This window comes from Streptomyces millisiae, from assembly GCF_031845425.1.
In the GTDB taxonomy this organism is placed as follows: domain Bacteria; phylum Actinomycetota; class Actinomycetes; order Streptomycetales; family Streptomycetaceae; genus Streptomyces; species Streptomyces millisiae.
In genome coordinates this window covers 1-11,004 of sequence record NZ_JAVREM010000112.1, presented here as the reverse complement: position 1 = coordinate 11,004, position 11,004 = coordinate 1, and the positions used below count along the sequence as shown (strand labels likewise).

General features: G+C 73.8%; 11 protein-coding genes. 3 read left to right on the top strand and 8 right to left on the bottom strand.

All coding sequences use genetic code 11. From position 1 onward, the window contains the following. Positions 1-54 precede the first annotated feature (54 nt). Positions 55-942, bottom strand: coding sequence for a mycothiol synthase (mshD, locus tag RNC47_RS34760; protein ID WP_394814948.1), 888 nt, complete (start codon positions 940-942; stop codon positions 55-57). 148 nt (positions 943-1,090) lie between these two features. On the opposite strand from mshD, the gene RNC47_RS34755 reads away from it, so the two are divergent. Beyond that, positions 1,091-2,863: a bifunctional metallophosphatase/5'-nucleotidase gene (locus RNC47_RS34755; RefSeq protein ID WP_311604710.1), complete on the top strand. Its 1,773-nt coding sequence runs from the start codon at positions 1,091-1,093 to the stop codon at positions 2,861-2,863. A 55-nt stretch (positions 2,864-2,918) separates the two neighbouring features. Here RNC47_RS34755 and RNC47_RS34750 read toward each other — a convergent pair whose 3' ends face one another. Next, entirely contained in the window at positions 2,919-3,590 is a 672-nt protein-coding gene (locus tag RNC47_RS34750) for a 4'-phosphopantetheinyl transferase family protein (protein ID WP_311604714.1), read from the bottom strand. Between the two features lie 5 nt (positions 3,591-3,595). After that, positions 3,596-4,447, bottom strand: a complete 852-nt coding sequence (locus RNC47_RS34745; protein ID WP_311604709.1) for a metallophosphoesterase family protein — start codon at positions 4,445-4,447, stop codon at positions 3,596-3,598. A gap of 59 nt (positions 4,448-4,506) precedes the next feature. Between RNC47_RS34745 and soxR the strand changes: the two genes are divergently transcribed. Next, a complete protein-coding gene (gene soxR, locus RNC47_RS34740; RefSeq protein WP_311604707.1) occupies positions 4,507-5,034 on the top strand; it encodes a redox-sensitive transcriptional activator SoxR in 528 nt (175 codons plus the stop codon). 11 nt (positions 5,035-5,045) lie between these two features. Continuing rightward, positions 5,046-5,975 carry an aminoglycoside phosphotransferase family protein gene (locus RNC47_RS34735; protein WP_311604705.1) on the top strand — a complete coding sequence of 310 codons (930 nt, stop codon included), beginning with the start codon at positions 5,046-5,048 and terminating at the stop codon, positions 5,973-5,975. Here RNC47_RS34735 and RNC47_RS34730 read toward each other — a convergent pair. The 5 genes from RNC47_RS34730 to RNC47_RS34710 all read right to left on the bottom strand — a co-directional run bounded on the left by RNC47_RS34730 (position 5,972) and on the right by RNC47_RS34710 (position 10,888). Then, complete coding sequence (locus tag RNC47_RS34730; RefSeq protein ID WP_311604703.1) at positions 5,972-7,396, bottom strand: sensor histidine kinase; 1,425 nt, start codon at positions 7,394-7,396, stop codon at positions 5,972-5,974. The genes RNC47_RS34735 and RNC47_RS34730 overlap by 4 nt on opposite strands. A 24-nt stretch (positions 7,397-7,420) precedes the next feature. After that, positions 7,421-8,143, bottom strand: coding sequence for a response regulator transcription factor (locus RNC47_RS34725; RefSeq protein WP_311604701.1), 723 nt, complete (start codon positions 8,141-8,143; stop codon positions 7,421-7,423). 15 nt (positions 8,144-8,158) lie between these two features. After that, positions 8,159-9,115: a S1C family serine protease gene (locus tag RNC47_RS34720; protein ID WP_311604700.1), complete on the bottom strand. Its 957-nt coding sequence runs from the start codon at positions 9,113-9,115 to the stop codon at positions 8,159-8,161. A 63-nt stretch (positions 9,116-9,178) separates the two neighbouring features. Next, entirely contained in the window at positions 9,179-9,775 is a 597-nt protein-coding gene (locus RNC47_RS34715; protein ID WP_311604699.1) for a Uma2 family endonuclease, read from the bottom strand. A gap of 93 nt (positions 9,776-9,868) precedes the next feature. Next, positions 9,869-10,888: a LacI family DNA-binding transcriptional regulator gene (locus tag RNC47_RS34710; protein WP_311604697.1), complete on the bottom strand. Its 1,020-nt coding sequence runs from the start codon at positions 10,886-10,888 to the stop codon at positions 9,869-9,871. Positions 10,889-11,004: the final 116 nt, after the last annotated feature.

The following is an 11,004-nucleotide window of genomic DNA, read 5'->3' as shown; positions in this document are numbered from 1 at the left end:
GGGGGGGGGGTGGGGGGCCGCGACAGCGGGCCGCCAGGCCCGGGCGGCGGTTCGTCAGGATTCCGTGCGGTACATCAGGTCCACCTCGAAGGTGCGGAAGCCGAGGGACTCGTAGAGGCGGACCGCCGTGCCGTTGTCGGCGTCGACGTAGAGCATGGCCGTGTCGAGGCCGGGACGCCCCGCGAGGTGGCGGAGGCCGGTCGTGGTGAGGGCGCGGCCCAGGCCGAGGCCCTGCGCCGCCGGCGAGACGCCGAGGACGTAGATCTCGCCGAGGCCCTCGGCCCGGTGCTCCTTGGTCCAGTGGAAGCCGAGCAGCTCGCCGTCCGCCTCCCGCTCCGCGAGGAAGAAGCCGGCCGGGTCGAACCACGGCTCCGCCTTGCGCGCGTCGAGGTCACGCTGGGTGAGCGAGCCCTGCTCGGGGTGGTGCGCGAACGCCGCCGCGTTGACGGCGAGCCAGGCCGCGTCGTCCTGTCCCGGCACGAACGTCCGCACCCGCACGCCCGCCGGCAGCGTCGTCTCGGTGGTCCGCAGCCCGCCGAGCGGCCGCCGCAGCTGTCGCAGCTCGCGGAAGAGCGTGAGCCCGAGTGCCTGCGCCAGGTGGCGGGCCGGCGGGTGGCCGCCGTGGGCCCACAGCCGCAGCCGGTGGCCCGACTCGTCGAGCAGGGCCCGGCCCAGCTTCCTGCCGTGGCCCTGGGCGCGCCGCTCCGGGTGGACGACGAGTTCGCCGGCCGGCGGCTCGACGGCGTCCGTGCCGTCGAGTTGGGCGTAGCCGGCGATCGTGTCCCCGTCCCACAGCAGCAGGTGCCGCACCCCGGCGCGCGGGCCGTCCCGCAGCAGCAGCCGGCCCTGTTCGGACACCGCGTACTGGCCGTCGACCTTGGCCGCGGCCTCGATCAGCTCCCGGACCAGGCGTAGTTCGTCCGCCTCCACCTGATCGCGCATCAGGATCTCGCTCATGCTCTAGACAGTAGGACACCCCGGGCCCGCACCTCCCGAATGCGCCCGTTCACTTCCTTTCACCTCGCCGTTACACACATCCCCCTGCCGGGCTACGCGCGTAGCCAATAGGGTGCCGCTCATGCATGCACGGATGTTCAGACTGACCGCGGGAGCCGCCACGTTGGCCGCCGTCGGGGCGCTCGCCGTCGCCCTGCCCGCCGCGCAGGCGCAGCCCGACAACGACTCGAGAACCAGGCCGGGTCCCACCGTCGACCTCCAGCTGCTGGCGATCAACGACCTGCACGGCGCCCTCGAACCGCCCACCGGGTCCAACGGCCAGGTCACGCACCGGCACGAGGACGGCACCACCGAGCAGCTCACGGCCGGTGGCGTGGAGTACCTGGCGACCGGGCTGCGCGAGGCGCGCGAGGGCCAGCGGCGCTCTCTGACCGTGGCGGCCGGCGACCTGGTCGGCGCCACCCCGCTGCTGTCCGGCCTCTTCCACGACGAGCCCACCATCGAGGCGTTGAACGAGCTGGAGATGGACGTGGCGGGCGTGGGCAACCACGAGTTCGACGAGGGCTGGGAGGAGCTGACCCGGCTGCAGGAGGGCGGCTGCCACCCGGTGGACGGCTGCTATGTCGAGGGCCGCGAGTTCGAGGGCGCCGACTTCCCCTACCTGGCGGCCAACGTGGTGGACGAGGACACCGGCCGCCCGATCCTGCCGCCCTACTCGGTGCAGAACCTGAACGGGGCCCGGGTCGGCTTCATCGGCGTGACCCTGGAGGGCACCGCCGACATCGTCACCCAGGAGGGCATCGAGGGCCTGGAGTTCCTGGACGAGGTCGAGACCATCGACCGCTACTCGCGCGAGCTGCGCCGCCGGGGCGTGAACGCGGTCGTGGTGCTGATCCACGAGGGCGGCTACCCGGCCGACACGGCCTACAACAACCGCTGCGAGGGCGGCGCCGACGGCGGCGTCTCCGGGCCGATCGTGGACATCGCCGAGCAGGCCAGCTCCGCCGTGGACGTGTTCGTCAGCGGCCACACCCACCAGCCCTACGTCTGCGCCATCCCCGACCCCTCGGGCCGGGAGCGCCTGGTGACGTCGGCGGCCTCCAACGGCCGGCTCTTCACCGAGCTGAACATGAAGTACGACCTGCGCTCCGGCGACATCGTGCGGGCCTCGGTCGAGGGCAGCAACCGGGTCGTGGACCGCGAGCAGCCGGCGGCCGCCGACCTGACCGCGCTGATCGACTACTGGAGCGAGCTGGCCGCACCGGTGGCGAACGCGCCGATCGGCTACATCTCGGAGGACATCAGGGGCCGCGGCGCCGGCACGCCCGAGTTCCCGCTCGGCGACCTGATCGCCGACGCGCAGCTGGCGCACGCCCGCGAGCTCGACCCGTCGGCCGCGGTGGCGCTGATGAACCCGGGCGGGGTGCGCGCCGACCTGACGTACGCGGCCTCCGGTGACGAGGGCGACGGCGTGGTGACGTACGGCGAGGGCTTCACGGTCCAGCCGTTCTCGAACACGGTCAACCTCCTCGACCTCACCGGCGAGCAGCTGCTCCAGGTGCTGCGCGAGCAGGTGACCGGGGTGAACGAGTCGTCGCCGAAGATCCTCCAGCCCTCGGCCGGCCTGACGTACACGCTGGACCTGACCCGTTCGGGCGCCGAACGGATCGTGGCGGACTCGGTGCGGATCGACGGCGAGCCGCTGGACCCGGCGGCGACCTACCGGGTCGCGGTCAACTCCTTCCTGGCCGGCGGCGGCGACGGCTTCGCCACCCTGGCGGACGGCGGCAACCCGCTGGTCGGCGACGACGACATGGCGGTGCTCGCGGAGTACCTGACGGCCAACTCCTCGGCCGGGGCGCCGCTCTCGGCGCCGGCGGCGGACCGGGTCACCGTCGTCCAGTGACCGCACGCGCCCACTGATGCGGCCGGGCCCGGCGCGGGCCCGGCCGCATCGGCGTTCACCGGCCGCGCGGCAGCGTGATCGCGGTGACGAGCAGTCCGTCCTGGGCCAGCCAGCGGCCGGTGAACGCGTCGTGCCGCACCCCGTCGACGACCGGCCCCGGCACCAGCAGCCGGGCCGTGAAGGTGCCGGCCGCCGGATCGAAGTCGAGCGCCGCCTCCTCGAAGTCGAGCCACTTCCCGGTGAGCGGGTACCAGACCTTGTAGACGCTCTCCTTGGCGCTGAACAGCAGCCGCTCCCAGCACACTTCGGGATGGACGGCGGCCAGCCGGCGCAGCCTCGGGCGTTCCTCGGGCAGGGAGATCAGGTCGAGCACGCCCGGGTCGCGCAGCGGCTCGTCGGGCTCGGCGTCGATGCCGAGGCCGGCCACGGCCTCCCGGCGGGCGACCGCCGCGGCCCGGTAGCCGTCGCAGTGCGTCAGGGAGCCGACGAAGCCGGCCGGCCAGCCGGGTGCCCCGCGCTCGCCGGGCAGCAGCGGCGCCCGGGGGCCGCCGAGGGCGGCCAGCGCGGTGCGGGCGCAGTGCCGCACGGTGGCGAACTCGCGCCGCCGCTTGTCGACGGCGTTGGCCACGTGCGCCGCCTCCTCGGGGAACAGCTCCGGCGGCTGGGCCGGGTCCCCGAACGACTCGACGACCTCCACCGGTTCGGCGGCCAGCAGCTTGCCGAGCACCCCGCTCACCGCCCCACCGCCGCGGCCGGCAGGATCGGCACCAGGCGTCCCGGCGTGCTGGGGCGCGGCTGCCACTCGCGCGGGTAGCCGAGCGAGACCTCCTGGTGGAGGACGCCGTCGACGCGCAGCTCGCGGGGGATGTGCAGGTGCCCGTAGACGACGGAGGCCGCGCGGAAACGGACCGGCCAGTCGTGGGTGGCCTCGGTGCCGCACCACAGCGCGAACTCGGGGTAGCGCAGGATCCGGGTCGGTTCGCGCACGATCGGCCAGTGGTTGACCAGCACGCTGGGCAGGCCCTCGGGGAGCTCGGCGACGAGCCGCGCCTCGGTGGCCGCGACCCTGGCCCGGCACCAGTCGTCCAAGCCGGGGTGGGGGTCGGGATGCAGCATGAACTCGTCGGTGCAGACCACGCCGGCGTCCTCGGCGACCCGGAGGGCCTCGGCCTTGGTGTGGGTGCCGGCCGGCCGGAAGGTGTAGTCGTAGAGCAGGAAGAGCGGCGCGATCACGGCGGGACCGCCCTCGCCCTCCCACACCGGGTACGGGTCCTCGGGCGTGACGATCCCGAGCCGGCGGCACAGTTCGACCAGGTACGCGTAGCGCGCCTCGCCGGTGAGCCGCACCGGGTCGTCGGGCGGCGTCCACAGCTCGTGGTTGCCCGGCACCCACACCACCTTGGCGAACCGCTCGGCGAGCAGGGTCAGCGCCCACTCGATGTCGCCCGTCAGCTCGCCCACGTCCCCGGCGACCAGCAGCCAGTCGTCGTCGGAGGCCGGCCGCAGCCGCTCCACGATCGCCCGGTTCTCGTCGTACCGCACGTGCAGATCGCTGATGGCGACGAGTCTCCCCGCCTTCCCCATGCGCCACTCCCCTCAGGTCAACCTCAAGAAAACTTGAGCTCTGCGCTACGCTCGGCGGCATGCCCCAGAGCACCATCGCGAAGGAACTCACCATCGGCCAGCTTGCCCAACGCAGCGGCGTCGCCACCTCCGCGCTCCGCTTCTACGAGGAGCAGGGCCTGATCACCAGCCGCCGCACCTCGGGCAACCAGCGCCGCTACGCCCGCGACATGCTGCGCCGGGTCGCGTTCATCAGGGTCTCGCAGAACGTCGGCATGCCGCTCGCCGCCATCCGCGACGCGCTGCACCGGCTGCCCGAGGGCCGCACCCCCAACAGGGACGACTGGGCCGAGGTCTCCGAGTCGTGGCGGGCCGACCTCGACCGGCGCATCCACCGCCTGCGGCAGCTCCGGGACGGCCTGACCGACTGCATCGGCTGCGGCTGTCTCTCCCTGGAGAGCTGCGTGCTGGCCAACCCCGACGACATCTGCGGCCAGAGCGGCGCCTGCGGCCCCGTCCGCCTGCTCGCCGACGGCGAGGACCCGTCGGAGGCGTCGGAGGCGTCGGACGTGTCCGGTTCCTGCGTGCCGGTGGCGAGCTGTCGCTAGCGTTGCCCGGCATGACGCAGACGGAGACGCACGCACCGATCGAGGTCACCGCCGAGCTGGTCAGGGACCTGCTGCGCGAGCAGCACCCCGACCTGGCCGACCGCCCCGTGCGGCTCGGCGCGCGCGGCTGGGACAACCAGCTGTGGCGGCTCGGCGACGACCTCGCGGTCCGGCTGCCGTGGGCGACCGAGACCGCCGACGCCCTGCTGCTCAAGGAGCACGCCTGGCTGCCGTCCCTCGCCCCGCGCCTTCCGCTGCCGATCCCCGTCCCGCAGCGCCTCGGCGCGCCCTCCGCGCGGTTCCCCCGACCGTGGATCGTCACCACCTGGGTGCCGGGCGCACCAGCCGACCGCGCGCCCGCCACCCGCGCCGCGGAGGCGGCCGACGCGCTGGCCGGCTTCCTCACCGCGCTGCACCGGCCGGCGCCCGAGGGGGCGCCCGTCAGCCCGGATGGGCGGGGAGCACCGCTGGGCGAGGGCGCCCAGCGGTTCTTCGAGCACCAGCTCGCCTCGGCCGTCGAGCTGGGGCTGGTCCCCGACCCCGACGCCGTGCGCGCGATCTGGGCGGACGCCGTCGCCGCCCCCGACTGGACCGGCCCGGCGCGCTGGCTCCACGGCGACCTGCACCCGGCCAACGTCCTCACCGCCGACGGCACGCTCTGCGGCGTGGTCGACTTCGGCACCCTGGGCGTGGGCGACCCGGCCCGCGACCTCGCCGCCGCCTGGCTGCTGCTGCCCGACGGCGCCGTCGACCGCTTCCACGACGCCTACCGGCCGACCCCGGACCCCGCGACCCTGCGCCGCGCCCGGGGCCACGCGCTGCTGTTCGTCTTCCTCGGCCTCCTCGTCGGCCACGCCGGCGTCCACGGCCGCCCCGGCGGCAAGCCCACCTGGGGCCCGCCGGCGCAGGCGGCGCTGCGCCGCCTCGTCGCGACGGCCTAGCCTTCGGGCGGCGGGACCGGGGCGCCCGGGAGGCGCAGCACGGCCTCCGTGCCGCCCGCCCCGTCGCGCGCCGGGCGTAGCGTGATGTCGCCGCCCGACTCGCGGACCGTCCTGGCCACGATGGAGAGCCCGAGCCCGGAGCCCGGCAGCCGACGCGCGCCGGGCGCGCGCCAGAAGCGCTCGAAGACGTGCGGCAGCTCCTCGGCCGGGATGCCCGGACCCCGGTCGCGGACCAGCAGCACCCCGTCCCGCAGCACCACGTCCACCCCGGCCCGCGGGTCCCGGCCCTCCGCGCCGAACTTCACCGCGTTGTCCAGCAGGTTCACCACCACCCGCTCGAGCGCCGCCGGCTCGCCGCGCACGAACCACGGGTCGAGCTCCGCGTCGATCGGCATGCCCTGCGGCGCGCGCGGCCTGGCCCGCGCCACGGCCCGCGCCGCCACCTCGTGCAGCGCCACCACCTCGACCCGGCCGCTGCCCGCCACCCGCTCCGGCCGGGACAGCTCCTGGAGGTCGCCGATGAGCGCGGCCAGCTCCGTCAGCTGCGCCGTCACCGAGGCCATCAGCTGCCGCCGGTCCTCGGGCGGCAACGGCCGGCCGGTCTCCTCGCTGCGCGCCAGCAGCTCGATGTTGGTGCGCAGCGAGGTCAGCGGGGTCCGCAGCTCGTGCCCGGCGTCCGCGATCAGCTGCTGCTGGAGCTCGCGGGACGAGGCGAGCGCCGCCGTCATCGAGTTGAACGAGCGCGAGAGCCGGGCGATCTCGTCGTCGCCGGTGACCGGGATCCGCACGCTCAGGTCCTCGGTGCGGGCGATGTGCTCGGTCGCCTCGGTCAGCCGGTCGACCGGCCGCAGCCCGGCCCTGGCCAGCGCCACGCCGACGCCCGCCGCCCCCACCACGCCGCCGGCCGCGACCAGCGCCAGCACCACGGCCAGCGACCGCAGCGGATCGTCCACCTCGGACAGCGGCCTGGCGACGGTCACCGCGTACCCGGAGGCGAGCTGCCTGGTGACCACCCGGTAGGAGGCGCCGTCCGAGCCGGTCGCGTCGTGCAGCGACTCCGGCGACCTGCCCTGGGCCACCGCCACGTCCGTGTCCGACACGTCGAGCAGCGCGCTGCCCTGGATCAGGCAGCGGTCACCGTCGGCGTTCACCACCTGGGTGACGAAGCCGAGCGGCGGGCGCGGCAGGTCGCTCGGCAGCTGGTCGGGGTCGGTCACGCAGGGGCCCGTCTGCACCCTGGCGATCAGCGGCGGGGCGTCCACCCGGCTGCTCCGCAGCGTCTCGTCCACCGACGACGTCAGCTGGCCGCGCACCAGGAACCACGCGACGCCCGAGCACACCGCCACCGCCACCGCCACGGCGAGCGCCGTCAGCAGCGCGAGCCGGGACCGCAGCGGCAGGTCGCGGAAGCGGTGCCTCATGTCCCTCGCCTCATGTCCCTCGCCTCATGACTCGGCGGCGCGCAGCACGTAGCCGACCCCCCGGACGGTGTGCAGCAGCCGTGGCTCGCCGCCCGCCTCGGTCTTGCGGCGCAGGTACATGATGTAGACGTCCAGGGAGTTGGAGCTCGGCTCGTAGTCGAAGCCCCAGACCGCGTGCAGGATCTGCTCGCGGGTGAGCACCTGACGCGGGTGCGCCATGAAGAGCTCCAGCAGGGTGAACTCGGTGCGGGTCAGCTCCATCGCCCGCTCGCCACGCGTGACCTCGCGGGTCGCCGGGTTCATCCGCAGGTCGGCGAAGGCCAGCCACTCGTCGGCGGCCGTGCCGGGCGCGCCGTCGGCGCCGACCCTGGCGTACGAGCCGCGCCGCAGCAGCGCGCGCAGCCGGGCCAGCAGCTCGTCCAGCTCGAACGGCTTCACCAGGTAGTCGTCGGCGCCGGCGTCGAGCCCGCTGACCCGGTCGCCGACCGTGTCGCGCGCGGTGAGCATGAGGATCGGCACCCGGTCCCCGACGGCGCGCAGCCGCCGGGCCGTGGTGAGCCCGTCCATGCGGGGCATCAGGACGTCGAGCACGATGACGTCCGGTTCGTAGGTGTCCCGCTTGGCCAGCGCGTCGACGCCGTCCACGGCCGTCTCGGTGGCGTACCCCTCGAAGGCCAGGCTGCGGCGCAGCGCCTCCCGCACGGCGGGCTCGTCGTCCACGATCAGGACGCGGGAACCGTCACTCATGGGGCAAGTCTCGCATCAGGCGGTGTCACCGGAGACGGCGTCGGAACCGGCGCCGGCCAGGAACTCCTTGACGGTGTTGACGGGGATCGCGAAGCCGAGACCCGCGCTGCCCGAGTCCTGTCCCGTGCTGTACATGGCCGAGTTGACGCCGATGATCTCGCCGCGCATGTTGACCAGCGCGCCCCCGGAGTTGCCGGGGTTGAGGGAGGCGTCGGTCTGGATGGCCTCGTAGGTGGTGGTGCTCCCCGAGCCGAGGTCGCCGTTGTACTGGCCGCCGCCGAACTCGAACGGCCACTGCCCCTGGCTACCGCCGCCGTCCTCCCTGGCCACGGTGACCTCGCGGTGCAGGGCGGAGACGATGCCGCTGGTGACGGTGCCGGTGAGGCCCTCCGGCGAGCCGATGGCGACGACCTGGTCGCCGACGGCCACCGAGTCGGAGTCGCCGAGCGTGGCGGCCGTCAGGCCGCTGACGTCCTCGGCCTTGATCAACGCCAGGTCGGTGTCCGGGTCGGTGTCGCTGACGGTGGCCGTGGCGGTCGAGCCGTCGCTGAAGGTGACCCGCACGGTGCCGGCGCCGGAGACGACGTGGTTGTTGGTGAGGATCTCGCCGTCGGAGGTGAGGATCACGCCGGAGCCGGTCGCCGAGCCGGTGGAGATCTCCACGACGCTGGGGCTGACGGCCGCGGCCACCGAGGAGACCGTGCCGGTCGAGCCGACGGAGACGGTGGAGGCGCTGGTGCCGGAGCTCGCGGTCGCGGTGGCGGGCGCGTCGGTCACGGAGTCGAGGAGCGCGGCGGTACCGCCGCCGGCCGCCGCGGCCACGATGGCCACGGCCGCGAACAACGCCACGGGCCGCCGGGCCCGCCGCCGGTGACGCGGCGGCTGCGGCTGCTCGTCGGTGCCGGCCACCGGCTCGAACTCCGGCCGGGGCGGGTAGGCGTTTCCCTGGTCTGCTGCCTGGTATTCGCTCATGGGACGAGCGTGCGTCCCGAAGATGAGAGGACCCTGAGCGCCGGCTCAGAATCTCCTACGGAATCAGCCGACGTGCCAGCCGGCGGTGTCGAGGTCCAGGTCGAAGGGCTCGGGGAGGTGGAAGGTGTCGCCGAACTTGCCGGCCTGCAGGACGCGGTACATCTCGCCGTTCGGCTCGCCGTACAACGTCACCGTCGGCCCGCCGTCCGCGAACGCGTCGACCAGGAGATAGAGCGGCACCCCGGCGACGGCGTAGCCGACGCGCTTGGCAAGACGGTCATGGCGGGCGTTGCTCGGTGACGTGATCTCCACGACCAGCTCGACGTCGGCGGCCTGGATCTTCTCGGGCGAGATCATCAGCGCCTTCTTGGCGACCACCAGATCCGGGATGTAGTAGCCCTCCCTGCGCGGTGTCACCACTCCGAGGTTCTGGATCACTCCGAGCCCCTTTGGCAGCTTGGCAAGCACCAACGCCTCATGCAGCTCGGTGGCGATGTAGGTATGCCCGTTCGACGGCGGCGGTGCCAAGGTGATGACCCCTTCGATGATCTCCGCCTTGAAACCATCGGGAGTGTCAAACTCGTCCAACACCCCGAGAAGCTCGTCCCAGCTCACGTCAGGCCGCCCATCGCAGTGGTACTCGACGGTCGCTACGCTCATGGCGGTTTCCTCCAACTCTCCGCACAGACTCCAGCATGCCCGGCGGAGCGGAGCCAAGTCCATGACCCGCTTTTCACTCGATGGTGGAACGGGTCAGTCGCCGCAGCCGCACGACCTGCGGATCTTGAGGGAGACCGGGAACTGCCGCAGCCGCTCGCCCTGGCCCTCCTCCGCGTCGCCTATCGCCAGGTCGACGGCGGCGCGTGCCATCGCCTGCCGGTCGGAGCCGACGGTGGTGAGCGGCGGGTCGGTCAGCACCGCCTCCTTGACGTCGTCGAAGCCGACGACGGCCAGCTCGCCGGGCACGTCGATCCGCAGCTCGCGGGCGGCGCGCAGCACGCCGATGGCCTGGTCGTCGGTGGCGCACATCAGCGCCGGCGGCCGCTGCGGCCCCGAGAGGATGTCGAGGGCGACGCGGTAGGCGTCGTAGCGGTTGTAGAGGGCCTGGAACAGCCGGCCCTCGGTGGGGAGGCCGGCGTCCGCCATGGCCCGGCGCCAGCCGTTGACGTGGTCGGTGACCGGGTCGCCGGACTTGGGGGTGGACTCGATGCCGCCCATGCAGGCCACGTAGGGGTAGCCGTGGTCGGCCAGCAGGTGCCGGGTGATCCGCTCGGCGCCGCCGATGTCGTCCAGGTAGACCGCCACGTCGTCGATGGACTCGGGCCGCTCGTGCAGCAGCACCACCCGGGCGTCCCAGGCGTCGATCTCGGCGGCGGCGGCCTCGCTCGGGCCCATGCTGATCAGGATCAGGCCCGAGACCCGCATCCCGAGGAACGCCCGCAGGTAGTGGACCTCGCGCTCGTCCCGGTAGTCCGAGTTCCCGACCAGCACCATCTTGCCGCGCTCGTCGGCGGCCTGTTCGACGGCGTGCGCCAGCTCGGCGAAGAACGGCTGCCGGGCGTCGGGGACGATCAGGCCTATGAGGTCGGTGCGCTGCGACGCCATCGCCTGCGCGACCCGGTCCGGCCGGTACCCGAGCTCCTTGATCGCGGCGAGCACCCGCTCCCGCGTTCCCGCGGCCACCGGTCGCGGGCCGTTGTTGATGACATAGCTGACGACGGCGGTGGAGGTCCCCGCCAGTCGCGCAACGTCGTCCCGCGTCACTTTGGCCACGGCGCGCAGTCTACGCGCGCAACCCCCGACCCCGATACGGGGTCCTGGGCGGACGGCCTGAACGGTCCCCACCAGGCTCGGGACGCTCCGCGCCGGGGGTTGTTCCCCCACCCACC

What these genes read in the sequence shown, in the direction of transcription:
- mshD (WP_394814948.1), bottom strand. Translation starts at nt 942, where the DNA reads ATGCGCGATCAGGTGGAGGCGGACGAACTACGCCTGGTCCGGGAGCTG.
- RNC47_RS34755 (WP_311604710.1), top strand. Translation starts at nt 1,091, where the DNA reads ATGTTCAGACTGACCGCGGGAGCCGCCACGTTGGCCGCCGTCGGGGCG.
- RNC47_RS34745 (WP_311604709.1), bottom strand. Translation starts at nt 4,447, where the DNA reads ATGGGGAAGGCGGGGAGACTCGTCGCCATCAGCGATCTGCACGTGCGG.
- soxR (WP_311604707.1), top strand. Translation starts at nt 4,507, where the DNA reads ATGCCCCAGAGCACCATCGCGAAGGAACTCACCATCGGCCAGCTTGCC.
- RNC47_RS34735 (WP_311604705.1), top strand. Translation starts at nt 5,046, where the DNA reads ATGACGCAGACGGAGACGCACGCACCGATCGAGGTCACCGCCGAGCTG.
- RNC47_RS34730 (WP_311604703.1), bottom strand. Translation starts at nt 7,396, where the DNA reads ATGAGGCACCGCTTCCGCGACCTGCCGCTGCGGTCCCGGCTCGCGCTG.
- RNC47_RS34725 (WP_311604701.1), bottom strand. Translation starts at nt 8,143, where the DNA reads ATGAGTGACGGTTCCCGCGTCCTGATCGTGGACGACGAGCCCGCCGTG.
- RNC47_RS34720 (WP_311604700.1), bottom strand. Translation starts at nt 9,115, where the DNA reads ATGAGCGAATACCAGGCAGCAGACCAGGGAAACGCCTACCCGCCCCGG.
- RNC47_RS34715 (WP_311604699.1), bottom strand. Translation starts at nt 9,775, where the DNA reads ATGAGCGTAGCGACCGTCGAGTACCACTGCGATGGGCGGCCTGACGTG.